This is a genomic window from Bradyrhizobium ottawaense (genome assembly GCF_002278135.3).
Taxonomy (GTDB): Bacteria; Pseudomonadota; Alphaproteobacteria; order Rhizobiales; family Xanthobacteraceae; genus Bradyrhizobium; species Bradyrhizobium ottawaense.
Genome location: NZ_CP029425.2, coordinates 4,283,407 through 4,308,775, shown reverse-complemented (window position 1 = coordinate 4,308,775; position 25,369 = coordinate 4,283,407). Strand labels below are relative to the sequence as shown.

Here is a 25,369-nt window from a genome sequence, read left to right as displayed (position 1 = left end):
AAGCCGACCCCAATGGCCGGCTTCGAGGTGGACAAAGAAGTAGATAGAGCTGATTCAAGGAAGCTGAGATGGCCGATGTCGTCGTCGAGCAAGGTCGCGTCGCCCGTGCAAGGGGCGCGCGGAAGGGATCAAGCCTGCGCAACGCGCTCGGGCGAAAATCGACGGTGGCGTTCTTCCTGACGCTGCCGCTGATCCTTCTGATCGTCCTGCTCGTGCTCTATCCCGCCTTCTACTCGGTTTACCTCGCGACCCTGAACAAGGCGATGACGAAGTTCGTCGGCCTCAGCAACTTCACCTTCCTGTTCAAGCGCGAGACGTTCTGGATGGTGGTGCGGCAGTCCTGCATCTTCGCCATCACCGCGGTGGTCTTCAAGGCGCTGATCGGTTTCATCGTCGCGCATTTCGTCCACAACATTCCGGGCAAGAAGCAACGCAAATGGCGCGGCATGCTGCTGGTGCCCTGGGTGATTCCGCCGGCGATGAGCACGCTGGCCTGGCTGTGGCTGTTCGACCCCTCCTACAGCGCCTTCAACTACACGCTGTCCTTCTTCGGCGTCGGTCCGATCCCCTGGCTCGGCGACACTTTCTGGGCGCGCTTCTCCGTCATCCTCGTCAACGTTTGGTACGGTGCGCCGTTCTTCCTGATCATGTATCTGGCCGCGCTGAAATCCGTGCCCGACCAGCTGTACGAGGCCGCGGAGATCGACGGCGCCAATTGGTGGCAGAAGATCTGGCACATCACTTTGCCGATGATGCGCAACATCATCGCCATCACTACCTTGTTCTCGCTGATCGTCACCTTCGCCAATTTCGACATCGTGCGCATCCTGACGTCGGGCGGCCCGCTGGATACGACGCATCTGTTCGCCACCTGGGCGTTCCAGGTCGGCATCCAGAGCAGCGACATTCCGCTCGGCGCCTGCGTCTCCCTGTTCATGGTGCCGATCCTGGCGGTCGCTGCGATCTTCATCCTGCGCGATGTCAACAAACGCGGAAACGAAGCCTGATGAGCACGCTCGCAATCGATAAGGCCGGACCGTCCCGCAAGGTCAAATACGGCAGCATGAGCCGCGACCGCATCTGGGCGCTTCGCTGGTCCTATTTCTTCCTGGTGCTGTTCGCCATCTTCTTCCTGACGCCGCCGGTCTACATGCTGATCACCTCACTCAAGAGCAGCGCGGAGATCTCGGCGGCAACCAACCCCTGGTGGGTGTTTCATCCGACGCTATCGAACTATGTCGAGCTGTTGAGCTCGAACCAATTTCTGCGCTTCTTCTGGAATTCGTCGATCATTTCGATCATCGTGGTGATCGTGACCATGATGATCAGCATCCCCGCGGCCTTCGCGCTGGCCCGGATGAAGTTCTGGGGCTCGGCGACGCTGGCCACCGGCGTCTTCCTCACCTATTTGATTCCGGACAGCCTTCTGTTCATCCCCCTGTTCAAGGTGCTCGGGATGGTCCAGGACCTGACCGGCATCACGCTGCTTAACCGATGGTACGTGCTGGTGTTCATCTATCCGACGCTGACAGTGCCATTCTGCACCTGGATCATGATCGGCTATTTCGCCTCGATCCCGAAGGAGCTGGATGAGGCGGCCCTCATCGATGGCGCCTCCTGGCTCCAGACGCTGACGCGGATCTTCATTCCCGTCGCGCTGCCCGGCCTGATCGCCGCCACCATCTTCGCCTTCACGGTGTCCTGGGCGCAGTTCCTCTATCCCCTGGTGTTCACGACATCGGTGGATCAGTTGGTGCTGCCGGTCGGCATCACCACCACGCTGATCAAGGGCGACGTCTTCAACTGGGGACAGATCATGACCGGCGCGCTGCTCGGCGCTGCGCCGCCGCTGGTCATCTACGCCTTCCTGATGGACTACTACATTGCCGGCCTGACCGCCGGCGCGACAAAGGGTTGATGTCTGATGGCTGACGTTGCATTGCGGAAGGTAGTTAAGCGTTACGACGACGTCGAAGCCGTGCGCGGCATCGATCTCGATATCGCCGACCATGAGTTCATCGTCCTGGTCGGCCCCTCTGGCTGCGGCAAGTCGACGACGCTGCGCATGATCGCGGGGCTCGAGGACATCAGCGACGGCGACATCATGATCGACGGCGACGTCGTCAACGACGTGCCGCCGAAAGACCGCGACATCGCGATGGTGTTCCAGAACTACGCGCTCTATCCGCACATGACGGTCGCCGAGAACATGTCGTTCGGGCTGCGCCTGAAGCACTATCCCAAGGCCGAGATCAAGGCGCGAGTGACGGAAGCCGCCCGCCTGCTCGACATCACCGACCTGATCGACCGCAAGCCGAAGCAGCTCTCGGGCGGCCAGCGCCAGCGCGTCGCGATGGGCCGGGCCATCGTGCGCAACCCGAAGGTCTTCCTGTTCGACGAGCCGCTGTCCAATCTCGACGCCAAGCTGCGCGTGCAGATGCGGATCGAGATTAAGAAGGTGCACCAGAAGGTCCGCACCACGACTGTGTACGTCACCCACGACCAGGTCGAGGCGATGACCTTGGCCGACCGTGTGGTAGTGATGAACAAGGGCAAGATCGAGCAGATCGGCACCCCGAACGAGCTCTACCACAAGCCGGCCACGCGCTTCGTCGCCGGCTTCATCGGCTCGCCCGCCATGAACTTCATCCCGTGCCGGCTCGAGGACGCCGGCGGCACGCTCCAGATCCGGCTCACCGACCGCATCGCGTTCGCGCTGCCGCCGGCCCGCGCGGCGCGCTACAACGCGCTGCCGCGCACCGACAAGCTGCTGCTCGGCCTGCGGCCCGAGCATCTCACTGAGTCGCATGCGCATCTGGGGCCGGGCGTCGAGAGCTTCGACACCGTGCTCGACGTCACCGAGCCGATGGGAATGGAGACCCTGGTCTATTTCGGGCTCGATGGCACGCCGATCTGCGGCCGCGTCGATCCCAACGCCGGCGCCAAGGACGGGGCACCCATGCGTTTGGCGATGGACCTCAATAACATGCACCTGCTAAACGAGGCGACCGGCGTCGTGTTGTGACGCCGGTCCAAGAAACTCGCGCAGGCAGGGGACGATGGCGACCAACAAGAAGAAGATTTTCATTACACAAACTTTGTCGCAAGGGGCACGCGCCCTCCTCACCCAGCGGGACGATATCGAGCTCGTCGAGTTTGCGAACCTAATCTCGGCAAAGGACTTCGAGGCCTTGCTGAAGAGCCATGCGCCGGTCCATGGCGTGGCGCTCGGCGCCACCGCCTTCGGCGAGACCGAGCTCGAGGCGTCCAAGGACATGAAGGTCGTGACCCGCATCGGCGTCGGCTACGACGCCGTCGACGTGCCCGCCCTCTCCCGCCGCAAGGTGCCGCTGATGGTCGCGGGCAGCGCCAACTCGCCCTCGGTCGCCGAGCAGGCGCTGTTCATGATGCTGACGCTGGCCAAGCGCGCGAACGAGTTGCACGCCTGCGTCAAGGACGGCAAATGGGCCGACCGGCTCGGCATGCTGCCGTTCGATCTCTACGGCAAGACCGTGCTGATCATCGGCTTCGGCCGCATCGGCAGCCGTACCGCCAAGCGGTGCCTGGCGATGGAAATGACCGTGCAGGTCTACGATCCCTACAAGCCAGCCGCCGAGATCAAGGCCGCCGGCTGCGAGCCTGTCGCCGACCTCGACGCCGCGCTGCCTCACGCCGATTTCGTCACCATCCACTGCCCAAAGACGCCGGAAACGGTCGGCCTGTTCGATGCGGCGCGGATCCGCCGGATGAAGCCGAAATCCTATCTCATCAACACCGCGCGCGGCGGCATCGTAAAGGAAGCCGCGCTGTACGACGCCCTGGTCTCCGGCAAGCTCGCCGGCGCCGGCATCGACGTGTTCGAGGTGGAGCCGCCGCCGGTCAGCAACGCGCTGTTCGCGCTGCCCAACGTCATCATCGCCCCGCACGTCGCCGGCGTCACGGTGGAGGCGGTGAGCCGGATGAGCGAGCAGACCGCGCGCAATATCCTGAGCGTGCTGGACGGCGATCCCATCAGGCAGAACATCATCAATCAGGACGTGCTGGGCTGAACAAGCCGAAGGCGGGCGGATTAATCTACCCGCCTTCGGAAGGCCAGAATGCGTCCCATTTTGGTGCAGATCGAGCCCCAACTCAGCCTTAATCAAACGCGCCTAATGTTCCCGGCCGCGGCGGCAGTGGGACAGACTGGCCGGCCGCGTCGAGCTGGAGGATGGACCTTGTCAGAGATCGACCCGACCGACCACGCGCTGGCGACCATCGCCAGCATCCTGGAGCACCCCGAGCCCGTCCTCGTCGTCCGCCACACCGAGACCGAAATCGTGGTCGCCGGCGAGCGTGAGCATGTGGCTTCCGACGAGCAGGCAGTCATCGACGAACAGCCGGCTCTCGACGAGCATCCGGTCGTCGAGGAACAGCCGCTGGTGCCGGAGCACACCGATGCCGACGGCTACAGCAAGGTCGGGCCCGGGCCCATGGTGGCGATCCGCCTGAAATGGACGGTCCATCGCGGCGATGACGGCCAGTATTACGTCCACGAGACCATCGGCGAACAGTCCACGCCCGTGGTCAGCGGCCCCATGACCAGCGAGGCCGCGGTACATTTCGTCGACGTCCAGCAGGACGAGGCGAACAGGCGCTTCGAGCAGCTGCGCAGCGAGATCGCCGGCCGCAGCTCGCTCGCCGATTACGAGCGCAAGGGCGAAGCCTAGCGCTCCGGCCGGAGGTCTCGGTACACCTTTCCCGAAGGGAGAGGTGTACGCCGAGCCTCGGCAACTACTTCCTTCCCAGATAATCCTTCTTCACGAGCTCGACGCCTGCGTGCCGCAGCAGGTCGTAGGCCGTCGTGACGTGAAAGAAGAACTGCGGGACACTGAACGTCAGCAGCAGCGCGCGCCCGGTGAAGGGCAGCTCGGTCCCGTTCTTCAGCCTGAAGAAGACATTCCGTTCCGCCGCCGCGTCGATCTCCGCGCGCGGCAGGCTTTCGATGAACTCGATCGAGGTTGCGATCCGCGCCTGAAGCCCGGCCATGTCGTGCTCCAGCGCCGGCAGCGCCACCGGCTCGAACTCCGCCAGCAAGGCCGGGGCGACCACCGCATGCCGGCAGGCCTCGCCGACCTGCTGCGCCAGATCGTACATGTTCGGGGCCAGCCGCATACCGAGCAGAACGGCCGGATTGAACTTGCGGGTCTCCGCATACGCCACACCCTTGTCGAGCAGCCCCGACAGGTTGCGCAAATGCGGGACGAAGAGGCCGACAGAGGCCTCGTACATCGAGATCGTCACGTCCAGATTCCCTTCAATTCCATCTCGCCAGCGACCGGCATCTGGTCTAAATCCACCCCTCAAGGGCGGCACAATGACAGCTCGCGCAGGGGTGGAAAAGAGATGATCGTTCGGATGGCTGTTCGAATCGTGGTGGCTGCGGCCGTGGCGTTGCTGGCAAACCTTTCGGCTCACGCGCAGCAGGCGCCCTCGCGCCTCGACGAGATCGTCAAGCGCGGCACCTTGCGCGTCGGCATGACCGGCGACTACAAGCCTTTCACCTATCTCGACAAGGCGACGCAGCAGTTCAGCGGCTTCGATGTCGACATGGCGGAGTCACTGGGCAAGGCGCTCGGAGTCAAGGTCGAGTTCGTGCCGACGGCCTGGCCGAAGCTGATGAAGGATTTCGAGGCCGACCAGTTCGACGTCGCCATGGGCGGCGTCTCGGTCACGTTCGACCGTCAGAAAAAGGGATTCTTCTCGACGCCGATCATGCGCGAGGGCAAGACGCCGATCACGCGCTGCGCCGACGTCGGCAAGTACCAGACGCTTCCTGATATCGACAAGAAGGGCACCCGCGTGATCGTCAATCCCGGCGGCACCAACGAGCGCTTTGCGCGTGCCAACATCAAGGACGCCGAGATCAGCGTTTTCTCCGACAATACCGTGATCTTCGACGAGATCGCCAAGGGCAACGCCGATCTGATGATGACGGACGCCTCCGAGACGCGCTACCAGCAGAAGCAGCACGCCGGCGTGCTCTGCGCGGTGCATCCCGAAAAGCCGTTCGACTTCTCCGAGAAGGCCTATTGGCTCCAGCGCGACATGGCGTTGAAGGCCTTCGTCGACCAATGGCTGCACATTTCCATGGAAGACGGCAGCTACAGGAAAATCTACGCCGCCTGGTTCGATTAGAGCGTTTTCGGACGAAGTGGGTACCGGTTCGCGCAACGAGAGCCCCGTCCCGATTGCGTCGGAACTGAATGGGCTCCAGCCGCGTCCTCCTGTCGCCTGCCCCCGCCAAACTTTGGACCGGCTGTTGGCCTATTGAACCCGGAACCGCAGGACGACGACTCATACCGTGACAGTGATCTAGATCACTTTTTACGATCGAGCCGGCGCGTAAGCGTCGGTGCGGGGACCACCTTTTCAGGAGATGGAAATGAGGAAACTGTTGGCCACGGCCGCATTCCTTTTGGCGAGCACCGCTGCGCAGGCGCAGTACACCTTCGAATATGGCGGGCGCACCATCCGCATCGACCCGGACCGCGGCACCGTGCAGATTCCGGGCGTGTACGACAACACCGGCCAGGGCAAGGCGAAGAAGGCCAAGAAGAACGAGACCACCCCGGGCCAGCAGCCGCCGCAGCAAGCCACCGTCGAGCCGCAAACGCCGGCTGCGCCAGCTCCCGCTCCTGCGCCGGTCGCCCCGCCGCCAGCGGCTGCGCAGGCGCCTTCGCCTGCCCCCGCCGCCGTAGCACCCCCGCCGCCTGCTCTGCCTCCGGCCGCGACCGCCAGCAATGCGCCGGCCGAGACCGCCGTGTCGCCGCCGCCCGCGCCCTCTCCTCCGGCCCCTGCGCCGGTCGAGCAGCAGGCAGCGCCCGCCGCGCCGCCGCCGGCCCCGACCGTGGCTGCCGCACCTCCGGCTGCGGCCCCGCCTCCACCGCCCGCACCGGCCCCTGCCCCCGTTCAGGCCGCCGCCGTCGCTCCACCAGCTCCTGCGACCGCGCCCACGCGCGATCTCAATTCACCGCTCGGCGTTTGGCTCACCGAGGAGAAGGAAGGCAAGGTCCGCATCGAGCAATGCGGCACCAATCTGTGTGGCTATTCAGTCGACGGCAAATCGAACCAGAATGGCGAGCAGGTTCTGATCAACATGAAGCCCAGCAAGGACCAGAAATGGTCCGGCCGCATCCTCGATCCGAACTCCGGCTCGACCTACGATTCGACGATCGCGATGAAGGGCACCGACCGCCTGCGCGTGCAGGGCTGCGCCTTCGGCGGCATGTTCTGCGGCGGCCAGACCTGGACGCGCGTGAATTGAGCGGCTGATAGCACGTGAGCCAACATGGCGCAGCCAGGCTGACGCTTTTTCGCTCCACAACCTGCAATCGATGATCCGACTGCCGGGATAGTCGTCGCTATCCCCGCCGGAGCCTCGTGCGTACGACCGCTCGATTCAAATGCCCCCACTGTGAACCATTTCATACTCTGCCCGCCGTCGCTGCTTCTAGTCTGGATTGATAGCCAGACTATTTGCGACCTGATTATCGCGCAGTCGCCGCCGTTTCGCCGAGATTGAGTAGACCGAAAAGAACCATTTGCCGATCTTCTTTCGGCGCCGATAGTTGCGTAAGCGAGCGAGGTTGTTATGGAGGAACTCCGTGCGACGCCATCGCTAGTCTCAGGTGACTGGGGCCCCGGCTTGTTGATGTCGGAGGAAAGCATACGACGCCATGTGATCGGCGCGCTCCGTAGTCGGCAGACAAGCTTGACGACCGCGCTGCAGCCTCTGGTCGACGAGCAAATGCGGATGCTCGTTTCGGAGTTCGGTTTCGACGCTCAGACCGTGGGCAAGATCCTGCAATCGCAAAATGCCATGCTGAGCGTATTGTCGGATCGGTATGACGCGCTCGATGAAGCCGCACATTACAGCGAGCTTCCCTTCGTCGAACTGGCGAACGACGGCCGCATCGTCTATTCGAACGCTGCGTTCGACAAGCTCATTCCCGGCAGGCGCGGCGCTGCTTTCTCCGGGTTGTTCGGATCCCGTGCAGCCGATGTGTGCATGGCCCTCCGGGCAAATCACAACACGAGTTTGCGCGCAGACATCCAGACCGACGAAGCGGTTCGTCAGGTCAGAGTCGAGATCGGCCCGCTGCGCGACGAAGACGGAAAGCCGGGCAATTACGCACTCCTTCTCGACCAGAGCGCTGAACAAAGCCGCCTCGATGCCTTGCAGGATGGCGTGCTCCGCACCGACCTGACAGGCAAGATCCGGTTCGCAAACGAGCGCGCGGTGCAGGTTCTGGGCTTCTCGGAATCAGAGCTCAAGGAGATGTCGCTCTCCCTCGTATTCGGACCCGAGGACGAGGGAACGACGAATCCGTTCGCCGAATGGATCACCAAGGAGACGGGCTTCTCGAGTTTCGTCAGGCTCCGCCCAAAAGACGGTCGTTCTGTCCTGGCAAGGGTCAGCGGAACGCCCTACATGGAAGCACCGAACAGCTCGGCCGGGTTATTGGTGCTGTTCGCCCCTCTTGCCGAAGATCGCGCCCGTCGCGAGCTCAAGACGATTTTGGCCGAGCACGCTGATCCGCAGAAGATCATCGAGGCAACGCTTCAGGTCATCGGCAAAGTCATCCCATTCGAAATGAGCACGTTCGGGGTCTACAACGATCTCAGCGATTACTGGCGAGCGGTCACTGTCTTTCCAAGACCTGGCTGGGAGTGGAGCACGCGTTGGTTCAAGGTGCCGCCCGGCGTGATCGATTGGCTCGAGCAGGGCAAGACGTGGGACAACAATTTGGCCGCGTTCGTCGAGCGCCTCAATCCGGAGGAAATGGACAACCCGGTGAGCAAGGCCATCATCGCCGACGAATTCGAGTCGATGCTCGTATTGCCGATCCGCAAAGCCGGAGGCCGGTTTGGAAGCTCACTGGCTCTGCTGTCCCGCAAGCACAAATACTCCGCCTCGGATCTGCGCACGCTGCAAAATCTCGGCGTCGAGGAGATATTGCAGGCCGCAGACGCCGCCATGGAACATGCCCAGGCACGCGCCTTGCGCAAACTCAAGGACGATTTGAACAAGGCAGCGAGCGCACGCGCCATCGCTGAACTGCTGGCCACAGGCACCACGAAATGCCTGGGCTGGGAGTATGTCGGCGTATTCCGGGTCGATCGCCGCCGCAGCAAGTTCGTGCTGGTCGCCGAGCACGTCAAGAACGACCGGAATCTGCTCGTGAAAGCAGCTGACCGCAAGGCCGAATATACCCAGGAGCTGTCCAGCGGCATGCTCGGCAGCTGCCTGGCCGAGCGGAGCATTCTGGTTGTTCCTGACATCAGCGACACCGAGCGGAACTACGGCTTCATCAAAACCGCACCCGATCAGCGATCCGCCATGACAGTTCCCCTGTTCGTGAATGGCAAGATCGAACTGATTCTGGACATGGAGTCATCGGAGCTCAACGCGTTCCGTGGGCCTGATCAGGACGCGGCAAGTGGCCTCGCCGCTGACTGCGAACAGATCTTTGCGGCTCGCTGGCACGAAGCGATCGAGCACGCGCTCATGGATAGAATCGAGCAGGCGGCCGTCATCGTGGACGCCGTCGGCACGATCTGCCACATGAATGGTGCAGCGGAGAACATCTTCGGCCGGGCGCGTGACAAGAAGCTCTCGTCATTTGGCGCCCGGAACGAAGATTCCATGCAACTGTCGGAATGCGGGATCCAGCACCGCCTTCACATCCACCTGACGATCGGCGACGCACCGCGCACCGAGCTGACGACTCTCGCAAATCGCGAGCCGTTGAATGACGACTATGGTCATCAACTCTGGCTGTTCACCAGCCTTGCCGACCAAAGCCGGGAGAGCGACTGGGGTTATCTGGAAGAGACCGTCACCGCCGTCGCACGCGAGACCCGCGCCCCACTGTTGATGGCCGATGGCCTGCTGCGCGGCGCCGCATCGCTCCTGAGCAAACCAGAGCTCATGAGAAATTGCGCCGAGCTGCTCGAGCAGGCCGCCAACCACCTGCTGAGGGCCGACCTGACTTTCGAACGTCTGTCCGATCGTCTGACCGTTCAGCAGACGCCGCAGGAAGCCCCCGAGCAATTCGACGTATTGGAAGTGCTCTATCACGAGGTCGAAGGCCTTCCCGTCGAGGATCGTGACGCAATCCACGTCGTCGACGAGATTGCGATGCGTCGTCCGGTGCTTGTCAAGGGATGGACGAAGAGGTTGAGCTTTGCGTTTCGCTCTGCGCTCAGCTCCCTCCTGTTGTTGCGCATCACGCCGAACGACAGGTTGACCGTGACGATCGCGGAACGGCCGCCGCATCGTCTCTCGGTGTCCATGCGCTTACCCGCGACAATTGCCGACGCTCTGACACCGTCGGCGACGGACCCGATCGAGCAGAGCCAGCACCGGGCACGGCAGATGGCCAGCGTCGCGGTCGAGGCTATTCGCAAGGCTGCCGAGCAGCACGACGGCGATCTGATCGAGCTGGACGGCGCGGGATTCGAGTTCAACCTGCCATTGTGCGTGCAGGAGGCACCGGTATGACGGCGAAGATTGCCATAGCCACCGCCGAACCAAACATGTTCGAAACGCTACGGGGACATCTGCTCGCGGCAGGAGTGGCCCTGGAGGACTTGTACGACAAGCCTTTGATGACCCCGGACCAGACCAGCGAGTGGCTCATCGCGAATGAGACTGAATTGCTCGTGCTCGACGCCCGGTTGCCGACTGATCCCAGCGCCGTTTACGACACACGTACGACACTCGGCGCGAAGCACGTGCTCAACACCGTCGTCCTGGCCCAGGACCCCCACACCTCCGTGCTGGTCATCGCGCCTTCGTTCGGAACCTGCGCGGACCTGGAGGAAGAGTGCAGAGCAGCAGGCAACGCCCTAATCCTGCCGATGGACGCGCTGCAGCTGCACCGGCATCGGATCTTGCGCCCGTTCATTGCGATTCTCACCGGGCATCCCGACGAGACGAATGCGATTCCGGGCGCGTTCCGCGTGATCGAGATCGAAATCCATAGCGCCAAGGTGGAATGCCGGCTCGGAACGGGTGAAGACGGCTCTCCTATGCTTCGCTGGAACACCATCAGCGATCTCGATGACCTCAAATCTGCCGCTCAGACTTATGCGCGCGATGAGATGCCGCTGAACAACTGGCTCGGCCAAACGCGGGACATCGGAACACGCTTGTTCAAGAGCTTCGTTGTCAAAGCGATCGGCGAACATCTGTTCTCGCAGATCGAGAAGTCCGCGGGCGGATTGGTGGGACTGTCGTTCCGGTTCGTCATCAGCGACGCAGGCTTTTATCCGGTGCCCTTCGAGGCGAGTGTACGTTATCTCTCGGAGGAAAATGGGCCATTCGTACTTCTATACGCGCCGATTGTCCGGCGCATCCCGTCCTTTGTCCGCGGAAGGGCCAGCGAGCGAGCGCGGATCAAACAGGGCGCAAAACTGATGTTCGTTCGTTCTCAGATCGGTGAACATCCCGATCTGAAGCTCGACAGTGCGATCTGCGATGGCAAGAAATTCGACAAGCTTGGCAATATCGATACCGAACTGGAGCATGTGAAACAGCTGGGTGCCGCGGGCTGTTTCGATTTGAAGATCGTCAACTTGTCGGATGCCCCTCCGGGCGAGGCCGCCCCCTATCTGCTGAAGCAGCTCGACGCATTCCGGCCGACCATTCTCCACTATGCCGGTCACGCCTGGAGCGATGGCCAGCAGACCGCGACCCTCGTCCTTCCCGGACTGCAACCGCAGCAAGCGGTCGGCCTGAAGCTCGACAGGGTGGCGGCATCCGACGGGCTTTCAACGACGACTCTGGTCTACCTCTCGGCCTGCCGTGGCATCTCGAAGGGCTGCGTTCAGCAACTGGTGATGAACGGGATCCCCTACGCCTTGGGCTTCCGCTGGAATGTCGAGGACGAACGCGCGCCGCAGTTCGCAAGGGAGTTCTATGACGAGCTCTACAAGACGCGGTCCGTTTGCGTCGCGTTCCGCAAAGCCTGCCGCGCATCGTGGGAAAGCCTGAACTACGATGAAGAGAGCCCGATCTGGCTCTCGCCGATCTTGCTGGCGCAGTCGACCGATTGGGCAGCACGCTGCCAGTGAGCAACCACTGGGCAGCTTGGAGTGGAAGGATGTCATGACAGTCTGGGCCACACTCAAGAACGTCGTGGAGCACTGGGCGAGCCGCGAGTTGCGGCGCCCATACGTCGGTTACGTCGCATCGAGCGGTGGCAACGCGATGACAGCGGGACAGACCTTCCTGCCCGAAGCGAGCTATTTCGGCGTGCGCATGGTCGAAATGGGCTTGCGAGAGGGCGGCAAGTTTTTCAGCTCGTTCCTTCCGCTCGGCGTCGTGCTCACCGAGTTCAGCTTCGGCGACGGGCGTCAGCGCCGGCCCACGATCCTGAGCAACGACGAGATCGCCGCTCAGCTGAAGGCGGCCGGTGCCGCTCCAGGTTACGTCGACTTCAAGAACATCTACGCCGTCAGGCGCGCGCCCATGAAGCAGGACAATTTGTCTCTGTTCGTCGGGCTGTTCCGCCTTCCGTTTCACGACGTCGCGCAACAGGTCCTGCAATTGGCCGCCGACCTGACCACACAGACCGGGCTCGCGCCGGGTGTTTCCGACGGGTTGCGCGTGGCTGAAAAGATCTACGACCGGGTCGCGGGTCTGTTCGGACTCAACATCGTCACGCCCTTGTTCTCCTACGCCGACGGCAATGCGCTCGGCCGCAGCGGCTATCTCCTGGTTGCCGGCTCCGATCTCGACGAAGCAGTTGCCAAGCGGCTGGTGGTGACCGACGACAGATTGGTGCTGGACGGTCAGCGTGTGTCTGGCCTGGACTATTGCCTCCTGGCCATTGAGTTCACAGCCAGCCTGCTGCCTGAGGGGCCGGATACGATCAACCCTCTCACCCAGCTCGGATTTCATCGACACTGGCAGGGTGTTGCAAGCAGCATCATGAAGCGGGAGCTGGAGCATGCGGACGAACAGATGCTGACGCTGCGCTCCGAGGTGATCACTTCGCCTGAGCTCGCCGAAAACGATCGTCTCGTGGCCATCGGCGCCTACCAGACCAGCTACGACAAGCTCGTGGAGCGCGTGACACCGAAAAATGCTCACCGCGGCTGGGAAGAGGCACTCCTGGCCGACCCCAACGACAAGACAATCGTCAAACCGGCCGTGACAGAGCTCCTGAAGGGCATGCAAATCCGCCTGCTCACCGGCATCAAGGACGCCCCGGACGATCCGGACAAGCTTTTTGCGTCCGAGGCGTTCGCATTGCGAAAGACTGTCGGCAAGGCCCCTCTCGTCGATACAAGCTCCGCCGTCGCGCTGGCGCGCGTGCTCAACCGCACCGCGAAAGCAAGGTGATGGCGCGAACGCCTGCTTTCACGCCTCTGCCCGGCTGATGCGGCGACGCTAGGCGCGATGGCAGCGTCCGAACAATGCGTGACACCCCTCACATCGGTCCGCCCCGCGTCGTGACACGATTTCCCCCAGGTTCAGCCAATGGGGCGTGTCATGCGACTTCCTTGCAAGGGTATCTTTGCCGCGATCTCGGCCATCGCCCTGCTCTGCGGACAGGCAAATGCAGCATCGACCAGCTTCGACGGCGCCTGGAACGTGCGGATCTCGTCCTCGAGCGAGACCTGCGGCAACGGCGCCACCGTCGCGATCGGTATCAACAATGGGCAGATCGCATCGACCAGCGCCGCGGTGACGGCATCGGGCCGTGTGGCGGACGCCGGCAGCATCAACGTCACCTTGAGCACCGGCATCAAGCGCGCCGTCGGCTTCGGCCGGCTCAGCGGCACCTCGGGCTCCGGCACCTGGCGCGGTGCGCTGTGCAGGGGCACGTGGACGGCGGAACGGATGTAGGTTGCGGTGTCCCGGACGCGGTGCAGCGTTGTAGCGCTGGCCGCCGATCCGGGACATGTGCGCCTCAGCCCAGCGCCGCGCCGTACTCCGCGTCCGTCACCGGCTCCAGCCAGGTCGAGTAGACGCCGTCGAGTGCTTCCTGCATGGCGATGTGGCACATGCCGTTGGTCGGCGAGGCCCCATGCCAGTGCAGCTCACCCGGCGGGATCCAGACGGTGTCGCCGGGGCGGATTTCCCTGACCGGACCGCCCTTGGTCTGGACGCGGCCGACGCCGGAAATGACGTAGAGCGTCTGTCCGAGCGGATGGTGATGCCAATTGGTGCGCGCCCCCGGCTCGAACGCGACGCGCGAGCAGTTCAGCCGTGCCGGCGCGGGCGCCATGATCACGGGATCCTGCCACACGGTGCCGGTGAAGTTTTCCTTGGGCGCGCGGCGGGTCGGCCGCGTGCCGGCAACAGTGATTTCCATGGGGATGACCTCGCTTCCGTTACTTCTTGCTGGCGGCGTAGCGCGCCTTGGTCTCGGCGTTCATGGGATAGAGACCCGGCAGCACGGCGCCGTTGTTCACCTCGTTGACGATCCAGGCCTCCATCCGCTCCTGCTCGACGCCCTCGTTGAGGACGTGGTCGAGCATCGCCTGCGGGATCAGCACGCAGCCGTCCTGGTCGGCGACCACGATGTCGTTCGGAAAAACGGCAACCCCGCCGCAGCCGATCGGCTCGCCCCAGCCGACGAAGGTCAGGCCAGCCACTGAGGGCGGCGCGGCATAGCCGTCGCACCACACCGGAAGATTGGTGCCGAGCACGCCCTCGACGTCACGCACGACGCCGTCAGTGACGAGCGCGGTGACGCCGCGCTTCATCATGCGGGCGCAGAGGATGTCGCCGAAGATGCCGGCATCGGTGATGCCCATGGCATCGACCACGGCGATATAGCCCTCTGGCATCGCCTCGATCGCGGTGCGGGTCGAGATCGGCGACGACCAGGATTCCGGCGTCGCCAGATCCTCGCGCGCCGGCACGAAGCGCAGCGTGAAGGCCGGCCCCACCAGACGCGGCAGGCCCGGGCGCAGCGGCCGCGCGCCCCGCATCCACACATTGCGCAGGCCCTTTTTCAGCAGGACCGTGGTGATGGTGGCAGTGGTGATGCCGGCGAGGATCTTGCGGGCTTCGGGGGACAGCGACATGGAAACAGACGAGCTCCGGATGGGCGGGAAAGAACGGGCGCATCTTGCGAGCCGGGCGCTTTGCGTCAAGGGCCAAGAGGCTATCAATAATGCAGGGCCGGTGGGCTGTTATGCGACGCGATAACAAAGCCTTATCGTGGCCTCCTGCATTAATTTATTGGACTTGCGGGCGCATTTACGCGAAGCAGGGGTGAAGCGGAACTTCGAGCCCGCTCCTGCAAAAGCCCGATTTCGACAGCTCTTCGACAGCTCAATGGCCGCGACGCTCCCCCCGCCCCGCCTTCTGCCCAGTGGCGACTGCGCCGTCACGGTCGAGTTCAGCCGCACCATCGACGACGATGCCAACCAGCGCGTGCTGGCGCTGGACAAGGCGCTCGCAGCAAGCCCCATCGATGGCATCACCGAGACGGTGCCGACCTATCGCTCGCTGCTGGTGCATTACGATCCGGGCAAGATCGGTTTCGACGCGCTCGGCGAAAAGCTGCTGCCGGTCGCCATTCAGCCGCCGCCGCCGGTGACCAAGGCGCGGCGCTGGCGCGTTCCCGTCGCCTATGGCGGCGAGCACGGCATCGACCTCGAGGATGTCGCCAGGGCGCTGAACACCACGCCTGATGACATCGTCGCACGGCACGCGGGCGGCGACTACAAGGTCGCCATGATCGGCTTCACGCCGGGCTGGTCCTATCTCAGCGGCCTCGACAAATCCCTGCACATGTCGCGCCGACAAAATCCGCGGCTGCTCACGCCCGCCGGCACGATCTCGATCGGCGGCGTCCAGGCCGGGATCCAGTGCCTCGCCGCCCCCAGCGGCTGGCATCTGCTCGGCCGCACGCCTGTCAGAACCTATCAGCTCCACCGCGATCCGACCTTCCTCACCGAACCCGGTGACCGCGTCACGTTCTTCCCCATCGACCACAAGACCTTCGAGGAGTTGGACCGCGCTGCGGAAGCCGGCGAGATCGTCGCCGAGCAGGTGGACGCATGAGCCGGCTCGTCGTCGCCAGCATCGGCCCGGCAAGCTCCGTTCAGGACGGCGGACGCCACGGCGCGCAGCGCTATGGCTTGACGGTGAGTGGTGCGATGGATCGGCTGTCGCTGGCGGCGGCGAATACGCTGGTGGGCAACGAGCCGTTCGCGGCCAGCGTCGAGATCGGTCCGTTCGGCGCCACGTTCACCGCGCGCGATGGCGCCGTGCGCGTGGCGATTTCAGGCGCGCCGCGCAATGCGGACGTCGCCGGCAACCCGGTCGCGATGGACACATCGGTGACGCTGAAGGACGGCGAGACGCTGACGCTGGGCTTTGCCCGCGGCGGCGCATTTACGTATCTCGCCATCGAAGGCGCCATCAAAGGCGAGATGGTGTTCGGCAGTCTCGCGGTGAATGCCCGCGCCGGCCTCGGCAGCCCCTACCCGCGCCCGCTCCAGGCCGGTGACGAATTTTCGGTCGATGCTGCAAGCGGTGCGGGCGAATTGCGCATCGAACTGCCCAAGCCCATTAGCGGTCCGATCCGCGTCGTGCTGGGTCCGCAGGACGACGAGTTCGACGACGCCAACAAGGCGCTGTTCCTGGGCAGCGAGTGGAAGATCTCGGCGACCTCCGACCGCATGGGCTACCGGCTCGAGGGCCCCGCCATCAAGCATCTGCACGGCCACAACATCGTCTCCGACGGCACCGTCAACGGCAGCATCCAGGTGCCCGGCAACGGCTCGCCGATCGCGCTGATGATGGACCGCGGCACCTCCGGCGGCTATCCCAAGATCGCAACCGTGATCACGGCCGATGTCGGCCGCCTCGCCCAGACCTCGGCGGGAACCGCGTTCCGCTTCAGGGCGGTCAGCATGGCCGAGGCGCAGGACGAGGCGAGGAAGTTTGCGCAACTGATCCGCAACCTGCCCGCCCGTCTGCGCTCTGCCGACAGTGTCGCACTCAACATCGAGGCGCTCAGCGATGCCAACGTCGCGGGCTATGCTGTGAGCGCCATGGATGCCGGAACCTGGCAGGTGACGGCGGAGCCATAAACGACACGACGACCAGAGGCGGAGAGCACCCATGAAGACGATCGATCTCAATTGCGACCTCGGCGAAGGTTTTGGCGCGTGGGAGATGGGCAACGACGCCGCGATGATCGAGCTTGCAAGCTCGGTCAACGTCGCCTGCGGCTTCCATGCCGGCGACCCCGACATCATGCGCCGGACGGTGGAATTGGCGAAGGCGCGCGGCGTCTCGGTCGGCGCCCATCCCGGATATCGCGACCTGCACGGTTTTGGCCGCCATCCGATCGCGGGCCTGAAGGCGTCCGAGATCGAGAACCTCGTCGCCTACCAGATCGGCGCATTGCAGGCGATTGCGACCGCTGCCGGCCACAAGGTCACGCATGTGAAGGCCCATGGCGCGCTCTCCAATGTCGCCTGCGAGGACGACATGACGGCGAAGGCGATCGCCGCCGGCATCAGGGCGGTCGATCCCAGCCTGATCTTCGTCGTGCTCGCCAATTCGAAGCTGGTGAAGGCCGGCGAGGACGCCAATCTGCCGATGGTGCACGAGGTGTTCGCCGACCGCGCCTATGAGGACGACGGCAACCTCGTCTCGCGCAAAAAGCCCGGCGCGGTGCTCCATGATGCCAAGGCCATCGCCGACCGCGTGGTGCGCATGGTGCAGGACGGCGCGGTGGTTTCGGTGACGGGCAAGGTGGTCAAGATGCGCACGGACACGGTGTGCATCCACGGCGACACGCACGGCGCCGTCGAGATCGCGCGGACCTTGCGTCAGGCCTTGAAGGATGCGGGGATCGAGGTCGCGCCGTTCAAGCGCGGTGAAGCAAGACAGGTGCCGTAGTGCCGTAGGGTGGGCAAAGGCGCATAGCGCCGTGCCCACGATGCCTACATGATTGAGGCAGTTGGTGGGCACGCTTCGCTTTGCCCACCCTACGAGAGCTTTAGAACGGATGTACCGACAACGTGCCAAACACGATCGCCGCGATCACGGCAAACGCACTGTAGAGCGCGAAATGATGCATGCTCGCCCCGGTCCGCCGCGAGAGCGAGCGCGCGTAGAGGTGCAGCCTGGCTTCCGCCGATAGTTCGCGCATGGTCGATCTCCAACGCCCCATTTGAGGGATTATGAGGGATCAACCAGGGCGGGAGGCAAGATGCCGGAGGAAATAGCGATGCGCCTCCTCCGAAGCGGCCGCATTGCAGACGTAAATTCTCTCCAGGCGCAGGTTCCGAGAATCTTATTCGTTCAAATCCGAGCCGTTTGGAACCGGCCCGGATGACGGCAGCCTGACGATCGCTTTAGTAGACGTCGGCCTGGAAGCGGCCAGTCTTCTTGAGTTCGGCGACAAAACTGACGGCTTCGTCGGTCGAGCGCGCCCCGAACTGGGCGACGATGTCGACCAGCGCGCGCTCGACGTCTTTGGCCATGCGCTTGGCATCGCCGCAGATGTAGAGATGCGCGCCTTCGGCGAGCCACGTCCACACCTCGCGGCCGACCTCGCGCATGCGGTCCTGCACATAGAACTTCTTCTCGCCGTCGCGCGACCAGGCCAGCGACATGCGCGTCAGCAGACCCGAGGTCTTCATCGCATTGAGCTCCTCCTGGTAGAAGAAGTCGCAATCGCTGCGCTGATGGCCGAAGAACAGCCAGTTCTTGCCGGGCGCGCCGGTCGCCTTGCGGTCGAGCAGGAAAGCGCGGAACGGCGCAATGCCGGTGCCGGGACCGATCATGATCACGGGCGTCTTCGGGTCCTGCGGCAGGCCGAAACCGTGCGCCTTCTGCACATAGACCTTGAGATTCTCGCCTTCACCGATGCGCTCGCCGAGGAAGGTCGAGGCGACGCCGAGGCGCTTGCGCTTGCCGACGACGTAGCGCACGGAATCGACCGTCAGCGACAGCTTTCCGGGCGTCGCATTGTGCGAGGACGAGATCGAATAGAGCCGTGGCTGCAGCGGCTCGAGCGCCTCGACGAAAGCCTCCGGATGCGGCCGCGTGCCCGAGAACTTCTGCAGCGCCGCCATGACGTCGAGCGTGGCGGCATCGCCGTCGGGATCCTCGCCCTGCGCCAGCGCCCGCGCCTTCTCGCGCTGCGCGCCGCCGGTGATGAAGGAGATCAATTCGAACAACGTGTCGGGTGCCGGCGAAAGCGAGACGTCGTCGATCAGCACCTCGCGCAACGTCTTGCCGTTGACCTTGGTGGTGTGGGAGGCGCCGAGCAGTGCGATGATCTGGTCGACGAGGCCGACCTCGTTGCGCGCGAACACGCCAAAGCTGTCGCCGACAACGTAGTCGAGCTTGCTCTCGGAGAGATCGAACTCGACGTGATAGGTTTCCTTCTCCGACTTGCCCTTGTTGAGCAGACGGCGCGACAGGAAGGTCGCGGTCACCGGGTTGTCGCGCGAGCGGCCCGGCTCTGCGATCGTCACGGTCACGGCCGGCGCGGTCACCGCATCCGTCTTGTCAGCTGCCTTGTCACCGGTCTTGGCCGCCGGGGCCTTGTCCAGCTCCTCGTACAGCGACTTCAGCATCCGCGCGGTTTCCTTGCCGCCGGGGACGCAGAGATTGAGCCGCGCCTCGCTGCGGCCCGCGATCGCTTCCGAATAGTCGTGGCAATTATAGCCGCACTGGCCGCAATCCTGCTGCGCCATCGCCGCCATCATCTTGCGGCGGACGGGACGGCCCTCCGCAAGCTTCATCCGGTCGGCGATCGGCATGGTCTGGTCGTGCCAGGGCGCCTCGCCGTCGTCACCGTCGCCGGCTGCGCCTTGCATGACGGCGGCGCCCTGCTCCGCCGACAGCGGCGCGGCGACATCAGGCGACAGCAGCCCGGCAAAGAAGCCGTTCAGCCAAGAGCGCTGCGCATCAGAGAACGGTGCGCTGGCGGGAATGATATCGAGTTTCGGCGGAGGCGTAATCTGGTTCATGCGGACACCTGTGCATCGGCAAGCTTGCGCAGCGTCTCGCCGTTATGGCGGCGCGCAAAGGAGAGGAAGGTTTCGTCGGGCGACGAGCGATGGGCGATATAGGCCTTGAGCAGTCCCTCGACCGTCTTCGGCGCGTCCTCGGCCTTGAGGTCGTGATAGACCTCCTGCCCGACGTCCGCGTCGGGGCCGAACCCTCCACCAGTAAAGAGGTGGTAGCCCTCGACCGTGTCGTCCTCGTTCACCGGCACGCGCGCACCGATCAGGCCGATGTCGCTGATGTAATGCTGCGCGCAGGAATGGTGGCAGCCGGTGACGTGGATGTTGACCGGCTTGTCCATGGCGACGCGCGGCTCGCACCAATCACCGATCTCGGCCGCGCTGCGCTTGGTGTTGGACGCCGCGAAACGGCAGCCGGCATTGCCGGTGCAGGCGATCAGGCCGGCACGGATGTGCGAGACCTCGACCGCTAGCCCGATCTGCTTGATCGCCGCAACGGCGAGCGCGACATTCTCGTCGCGCACGCCCGAGATCAAAAGGTTCTGCCAGACGGTCAGGCGGATCTCGCCGTCGCCGAGGTCGCGCGAGACCTTGGCAAGACCGCGCATCTGGTCGCAGGTAAGCTTGCCGAGCGGCAGAGAAACGCCGATCCAGTTGAGGCCGTCCTGTTTCTGCTTGTGTACGCCGACATGCGCCATGCGGTCCGCGGCAGGGCGCGGCTGGAACGCCTCCTCCGGCACGCGCGTGAACGGTGTCTTCAATCGTTCCTCGACGAGCTTGAGAAAGCCGTCATGACCCATGGCGTCGAGCACATATTTCAGCCGCGCCTTGTTGCGGTTGGTGCGGTCGCCATGGTCGATGAACACGCGCACGATGGCATCGGCGACGGCCGTCGCCTGCTCCGGCTTGACGATGATGCCGGAATATTTCGCAAAGTCCTTGTGGCCGGTGATGCCGCCGAGGCCGAGGCGGAACCAGACGCCGGGCTCGATGCCGAAGCCGTCCTTCACCTCATACGCCGTGAAGGCGATGTCGTTGGTCTCCTCGAGCACCGCGATCCTGCCGGCACCGTCGAAGGCGACGTTGAACTTGCGTGGCAAGCCGTAGAGTGAGCGGTCGTTGAGGATGTGGTAGTGCCATTCGCGCGCATAGGGTCGCGTGTCGATGATTTCCTGCGGATCGATGCCGGCCGTCGGCGTTCCCGTGACGTTGCGGATGTTGTCGGCGCCGGAGCCGCGCGAGCACAGGCCGAGGTCCTGGATACCCTCGATCAGCTTCACGGCGTTCTTCGGCGGAATCTCGCGAAGCTGGAGATTGGCGCGCGTCGTGACGTGGCTGTAGGGACCGCAGAGCTCATCGGCGAGATCGGCAAGACCCGACATCTGCCAATGCTTCATGATGCCGTTCGGAATCCGCAGGCGGCTCATGTAGGAGTCCTGCGTCGGCGCGACATAGAAGATGCCGTAATAGCGCCAGCGGAAATTGTCCGCCGGGCTCGGCGGCGTGTTGTCGTGCGCCTGCTGGCGAAGCCGCGGATAAGCATCGAAGGGATGCTCGTCGCGCTTGAACTTCTCCTGATCGGCGAGCTTCTTGCCCGACGCGATCACCTTGTCCTGCGCCTTGATGTGCACGGCATCGGGGCCAACAGGCTCGGCGTTCGCCTTGCCGGCGCCGCCTCCACCGCCGAGACCACGACCGACCCGGCTGATCTGCAAACCGGTCGTAAAACCTTCGAGATAGCGTTTCTGCTCGTCGGTAAAGTCGACTGCGAGCGTATCGATTTTCATGGTCGGTAACGAAGCTCCTGCGGCCACCTGGGTGGCATCGACGGACATTGGCGCGACCCGTGAGGAACTGGGCTGGCCCTTAAGAGCCGGCTTCGTTACCCAACGGTCCGATCAGCTTCGTTGCTGCGGGACTCGGCTCAGCAGGCACCTGTGACAAGCTGGCCGCACTGCAACATTCAAGTTGCGTGCCAGCTTGGCCAAAATGGAAAACAACGCTATTTCAGATGATTAGACGCCTCCCCCGGAAACCCCGGGCGGCGCACTCTCACGAAATTCGGGCAGCCGGATCAAACTTTAGGCAATGAAACTTCTTGCCTAAAAAAGGCGCAGCTCCGAATCAGGCCTTCCAACGCCGGACCTCGAAGGCCTCGAGATGCCCCCGGATGTCGTCGGGATCGAAGACGGGCCCGGCGAACGCCCCGAACGCGGCGGGAGCCTGCTCGGGCGGCCGGCGGCCGAGGGCCGCATCGTAGAGGTCGGGCCTGAACACGGCCATCGCCGTCTTGACGCCCTCCGGACTGAGCGTCGTCTGCCCCCAACGCACCATCTGCGCATAGAGCCAGGCGGCCTGGACCGGATCGGGCCGCCCCGCCTCTTCCCGCCCCACCAGGAGATAGCGGCCGCTTTCGCGCACCTCTCCCTCGGGCGAGATCTTCAGGCGGCCGATGAGCGAGCGCTGGATCACCTCGGCATCGACGCCGATCCGCTCGGGCCGCGCCAGGATCTGCGCCGCCTCGGCCAGGTTCGCTGGGCTCTCGATGAACGCGGCGGCCTTCACCGCCGCGCGCACCAGGCTAGCGACCACGTCCGGATTCTTGTCGGCCCAGACCTGACGAACCGCGAGCACCTTTTCCGCGGCGCGCACCAGGATGTCGGAGACGAAATGCAGGATGTGGCCGATGCCGAGATCGACGGCGACCGAATTCCAGGGCGCGCCGACGCAGAATGCATCGACATGGCCGCTCTTGAGGCTGTCGACCATGTAGGGCGGCGGCAGCACCACGAGGCGCACGTCCTCGTCGGGATCGACGCCGGCCGCCGCCATCCAGAACCGCAGCTGATAATTGTGGGTCGAGAAGGGGAAGGTCATGCCGAAAGTCAGCGGCTCGGCACCCGCCTTGCGCCGCTTGGCCACCACTTTCGCCAGCGCTTTCGCCGTAACCATCGGGTCAAAGCGATCGCCGTCAATCTCCCCCATCAGCGCCGCATGAAGCGCCGGCGACACCGTGATGGCATTGCCATTGATGCCGAGATTGAAGGGGGCTGCGATCGGCACCTTGACGTGACCGAGCCCGAGCGAGGACGCAATCGCGACGGGCGCGAGCAGATGCGCGGCGTCGAACAGGCCGATATTGAGCTTGTCGCGGACGTTGGACCAGGACACCTCGCGCACCAGCTCGACCTCGAGCCCTTCGGCGGCGGCAAATCCCTTGTCGACGGCGACGATCAGGGCTGCGGCATCGACCAGCGGGATGAACCCGATGCGGAGGGGAGCAGTCATTTCAGCATCTCCGACGCGGTGATGATCGACTGGGCGATCTCGCCGATTTTCTTTTTCTCGCGCATCGCGGTGGAGCGCAGCAGCACGTAGGCCTCGTCCTCGGTGAGGCCCTTCACCTTCATCAGGATGCCCTTGGCGCGCTCGATGATCTTGCGGTCCTCGAGCTGCGACTTGGTGCGCTCCAGCTCCTCCTGCAGCTTGGCGAAGGCGTTGAAGCGCGACACGCAGAGGTCGAGGATCGGCTTGATGCGCTCCTTCTTCAGCCCGTCTACGATGTAGGCGGATACCCCCGCCTCGACCGAGGCCTGGATCGAGGCTGAATCGCTCTGGTCGACGAACATCGCGATCGGCCGCTTCACGGCGCGGCTGACCTGGAACATCGCCTCCAGCACGTCGCGGCTGGGGTTCTCCAGATCGATCAGGATGATGTCGGGGTCCACCGCATAAATACGGGCGAGCAGGCTCTGCATCTCGCGGATGTGGGCCACTTGCGTGAATCCGGCCTCCCGCAATCCCTCCTCCAGGATCGCAGCCCGGATCGGGCTTTCGTCGACGATCACGATTTTGGGTGACTGTTCGGCGCTCATGGCTCACTCACGGCAGGTGATTCATCCATAGCACGCCGGAACGCCCTGCAAAGGGTTGTAATTGTGGGCAATTGGGACTAGCTCAGGCCGGTCAATCAGGCAGATTTGGATATGGATCAGGCGGCTGCGCCCAAGGTCAGCTTTGTGTCGCTCGGGTGTCCCAAGGCATTGGTGGATTCCGAGCGCATCATCACGCGCTTGCGCGCGGAGGGCTACGAGCTCGCCCGCAAGCATGACGGGGCCGACATCGTCATCGTCAACACCTGCGGCTTCCTCGACAGCGCCAAGCAGGAATCGCTCTCGGCGATCGGCGAGGCCATGGCCGAGAACGGCAAGGTGATCGTGACCGGCTGCATGGGCGCGGAACCCGAGCAGATCGAGCAGGCCTATCCCGGCGTGCTCTCCATCACCGGCCCGCAGCAATACGAGAGCGTGCTCGACGCCGTGCACCGCGCGCTGCCGCCGGCGCACAATCCGCATGTGGACCTGGTGCCGCCGCAGGGCATCAAGCTGACGCCGCGCCACTACGCCTATTTGAAGATCTCCGAGGGCTGCAACAACCGCTGCACCTTCTGCATCATCCCGAAGCTGCGCGGCGACCTCGTCTCGCGCCCGGCCAATGACGTGCTGCGCGAGGCCGAGCGCCTGGTCGGCGCCGGCGTCAAGGAATTGCTGGTGATCTCGCAGGACACCTCGGCCTATGGCGTCGATCTCAAATATGCCGAGAGCCCGTGGAAGGACCGCCAGGTCCGCGCCAAATTCCTCGACCTCGCGCGCGAACTCGGCGAGCTCGGCGCATGGGTCCGGCTGCAATATGTCTACCCCTACCCGCATGTCGACGAGGTCATCGCACTGATGAACGAGGGCAAGGTGCTGCCCTATCTCGACATCCCGTTCCAGCATGCGAGCCCGGAGGTGCTGAAGGCGATGAAGCGCCCGGCGGCGCAGGACAAGACGCTGGCGCGGATCAAGCGCTGGCGCGAAGAGTGCCCCGATCTCGCCTTGCGCTCGACTTTCATCGTCGGCTTCCCCGGCGAGACCGATGCCGATTTCGCCTATCTGCTCGACTGGCTCGACGAGGCCGAGATCGATCGCCTCGGCTGCTTCAAATACGAGCCGGTTGCAGGCGCGACATCGAACGCGATCGAGAACCCGGTGCCGGAAGAGGTCAAGCAGGAGCGCTACAACGCGCTGATGGCCCGGCAGCAGAAGATCTCCGCGCGCAGGCTGAAGCGCAAGGTCGGCACGCGCCAGCAGGTCATCATCGACGAAGTCGGCCCGACCGTCGCCAAGGGCCGCTCCAAGGCCGATGCGCCGGAGATCGACGGCGCGGTTTATCTGACGAGCCGCCGCCCCTTGCGCGTCGGCGAGATCGTCACCGCGAAGATCGAGCGCGCCGACCAGTACGACCTGCACGGCAGCGTCGCGGGGTTCTGAGGTTCCAAGGCGCCGACAGCCATTGCGGTCCCCAGCGCTCGCGGGCGCGACCG

At 64.1% G+C, this 25,369-nt stretch carries 23 protein-coding genes; 15 read left to right on the top strand and 8 right to left on the bottom strand.

Annotated features, from left to right (window positions below):
- Nucleotides 1–68: 68 nt before the first annotated feature.
- The 5 genes from CIT37_RS20620 (at nt 69) to CIT37_RS20600 (ending at nt 4,709) form a co-directional block, all read left to right on the top strand.
- Nucleotides 69–1,007, top strand: a complete 939-nt coding sequence (locus CIT37_RS20620; protein ID WP_028144590.1) for a carbohydrate ABC transporter permease — start codon at nt 69–71, stop codon at nt 1,005–1,007.
- Nucleotides 1,007–1,918 (top strand): carbohydrate ABC transporter permease, encoded by a 912-nt coding sequence (locus tag CIT37_RS20615; protein WP_028144589.1) that lies wholly within the window; start codon nt 1,007–1,009, stop codon nt 1,916–1,918. Before CIT37_RS20620 ends, CIT37_RS20615 begins: the two co-directional genes overlap by 1 nt.
- 6 nt (nt 1,919–1,924) lie before the next feature.
- On the top strand, nt 1,925–3,025 hold the full coding sequence (locus CIT37_RS20610) for an ABC transporter ATP-binding protein (protein WP_028144588.1): 1,101 nt from the start codon (nt 1,925–1,927) through the stop codon (nt 3,023–3,025).
- Nucleotides 3,026–3,059: 34 nt separating this feature from the next.
- Nucleotides 3,060–4,049, top strand: coding sequence for a hydroxyacid dehydrogenase (locus CIT37_RS20605; protein ID WP_028144587.1), 990 nt, complete (start codon nt 3,060–3,062; stop codon nt 4,047–4,049).
- A 168-nt stretch (nt 4,050–4,217) separates the two neighbouring features.
- A complete protein-coding gene (locus CIT37_RS20600) occupies nt 4,218–4,709 on the top strand; it encodes a hypothetical protein (protein WP_028144586.1) in 492 nt (163 codons plus the stop codon).
- Nucleotides 4,710–4,773: 64 nt separating this feature from the next.
- On the opposite strand, the gene CIT37_RS20595 is transcribed toward CIT37_RS20600, so the two are convergent.
- Nucleotides 4,774–5,271: a DUF1993 domain-containing protein gene (locus tag CIT37_RS20595; protein WP_161966548.1), complete on the bottom strand. Its 498-nt coding sequence runs from the start codon at nt 5,269–5,271 to the stop codon at nt 4,774–4,776.
- A gap of 126 nt (nt 5,272–5,397) precedes the next feature.
- On the opposite strand from CIT37_RS20595, the gene CIT37_RS20590 reads away from it, so the two are divergent.
- From CIT37_RS20590 to CIT37_RS20565, 6 genes are all read left to right on the top strand, one after another.
- The gene (locus tag CIT37_RS20590) at nt 5,398–6,177 is read left to right on the top strand and encodes a transporter substrate-binding domain-containing protein (RefSeq protein WP_028144584.1); all 780 of its coding nucleotides are present in this window, start codon (nt 5,398–5,400) and stop codon (nt 6,175–6,177) included.
- Between the two features lie 247 nt (nt 6,178–6,424).
- Nucleotides 6,425–7,306: a DUF2147 domain-containing protein gene (locus tag CIT37_RS20585; RefSeq protein WP_095424311.1), complete on the top strand. Its 882-nt coding sequence runs from the start codon at nt 6,425–6,427 to the stop codon at nt 7,304–7,306.
- A gap of 447 nt (nt 7,307–7,753) precedes the next feature.
- Entirely contained in the window at nt 7,754–10,546 is a 2,793-nt protein-coding gene (locus tag CIT37_RS20580; protein ID WP_161966446.1) for a PAS domain-containing protein, read from the top strand.
- Entirely contained in the window at nt 10,543–12,120 is a 1,578-nt protein-coding gene (locus tag CIT37_RS20575) for a CHAT domain-containing protein (protein WP_038951089.1), read from the top strand. Before CIT37_RS20580 ends, CIT37_RS20575 begins: the two co-directional genes overlap by 4 nt.
- A complete protein-coding gene (locus CIT37_RS20570; protein WP_152036343.1) occupies nt 12,047–13,393 on the top strand; it encodes a hypothetical protein in 1,347 nt (448 codons plus the stop codon). Before CIT37_RS20575 ends, CIT37_RS20570 begins: the two co-directional genes overlap by 74 nt.
- 150 nt (nt 13,394–13,543) lie before the next feature.
- Nucleotides 13,544–13,900 (top strand): hypothetical protein, encoded by a 357-nt coding sequence (locus tag CIT37_RS20565; protein ID WP_028144579.1) that lies wholly within the window; start codon nt 13,544–13,546, stop codon nt 13,898–13,900.
- Between the two features lie 64 nt (nt 13,901–13,964).
- On the opposite strand, the gene CIT37_RS20560 is transcribed toward CIT37_RS20565, so the two are convergent.
- A complete protein-coding gene (locus CIT37_RS20560) occupies nt 13,965–14,369 on the bottom strand; it encodes a (R)-mandelonitrile lyase (protein WP_028144578.1) in 405 nt (134 codons plus the stop codon).
- 19 nt (nt 14,370–14,388) lie between these two features.
- The gene (locus CIT37_RS20555) at nt 14,389–15,087 is read right to left on the bottom strand and encodes a ribonuclease activity regulator RraA (RefSeq protein WP_095424135.1); all 699 of its coding nucleotides are present in this window, start codon (nt 15,085–15,087) and stop codon (nt 14,389–14,391) included.
- 253 nt (nt 15,088–15,340) lie between these two features.
- On the opposite strand from CIT37_RS20555, the gene CIT37_RS20550 reads away from it, so the two are divergent.
- From CIT37_RS20550 to CIT37_RS20540, 3 genes are read left to right on the top strand one after another with little or no spacing between them, the layout of a single operon-like run.
- The gene (locus tag CIT37_RS20550) at nt 15,341–16,072 is read left to right on the top strand and encodes a 5-oxoprolinase subunit B family protein (protein ID WP_095424134.1); all 732 of its coding nucleotides are present in this window, start codon (nt 15,341–15,343) and stop codon (nt 16,070–16,072) included.
- The gene (locus CIT37_RS20545) at nt 16,069–17,106 is read left to right on the top strand and encodes a 5-oxoprolinase subunit C family protein (RefSeq protein ID WP_038970363.1); all 1,038 of its coding nucleotides are present in this window, start codon (nt 16,069–16,071) and stop codon (nt 17,104–17,106) included. The genes CIT37_RS20550 and CIT37_RS20545 overlap by 4 nt, the downstream gene beginning before the upstream one ends.
- A gap of 31 nt (nt 17,107–17,137) precedes the next feature.
- On the top strand, nt 17,138–17,923 hold the full coding sequence (locus tag CIT37_RS20540) for a LamB/YcsF family protein (protein ID WP_095424133.1): 786 nt from the start codon (nt 17,138–17,140) through the stop codon (nt 17,921–17,923).
- Between the two features lie 100 nt (nt 17,924–18,023).
- On the opposite strand, the gene CIT37_RS20535 is transcribed toward CIT37_RS20540, so the two are convergent.
- From CIT37_RS20535 to CIT37_RS20515, 5 genes are all read right to left on the bottom strand, one after another.
- Nucleotides 18,024–18,176 (bottom strand): hypothetical protein, encoded by a 153-nt coding sequence (locus CIT37_RS20535; RefSeq protein WP_167456571.1) that lies wholly within the window; start codon nt 18,174–18,176, stop codon nt 18,024–18,026.
- Nucleotides 18,177–18,381: 205 nt separating this feature from the next.
- Entirely contained in the window at nt 18,382–20,007 is a 1,626-nt protein-coding gene (locus tag CIT37_RS20530; protein ID WP_038949089.1) for a sulfite reductase subunit alpha, read from the bottom strand.
- A complete protein-coding gene (locus CIT37_RS20525) occupies nt 20,004–21,791 on the bottom strand; it encodes a NirA family protein (RefSeq protein WP_161966445.1) in 1,788 nt (595 codons plus the stop codon). Before CIT37_RS20525 ends, CIT37_RS20530 begins: the two co-directional genes overlap by 4 nt.
- 337 nt (nt 21,792–22,128) lie before the next feature.
- On the bottom strand, nt 22,129–23,292 hold the full coding sequence (locus CIT37_RS20520; RefSeq protein WP_028144571.1) for a CmpA/NrtA family ABC transporter substrate-binding protein: 1,164 nt from the start codon (nt 23,290–23,292) through the stop codon (nt 22,129–22,131).
- Nucleotides 23,289–23,879 (bottom strand): ANTAR domain-containing response regulator, encoded by a 591-nt coding sequence (locus tag CIT37_RS20515; RefSeq protein WP_027542860.1) that lies wholly within the window; start codon nt 23,877–23,879, stop codon nt 23,289–23,291. The genes CIT37_RS20520 and CIT37_RS20515 overlap by 4 nt, the downstream gene beginning before the upstream one ends.
- Nucleotides 23,880–23,990: 111 nt before the next feature.
- Between CIT37_RS20515 and rimO the strand changes: the two genes are divergently transcribed.
- Nucleotides 23,991–25,316, top strand: coding sequence for a 30S ribosomal protein S12 methylthiotransferase RimO (rimO, locus tag CIT37_RS20510; RefSeq protein ID WP_095424130.1), 1,326 nt, complete (start codon nt 23,991–23,993; stop codon nt 25,314–25,316).
- Nucleotides 25,317–25,369: the final 53 nt, after the last annotated feature.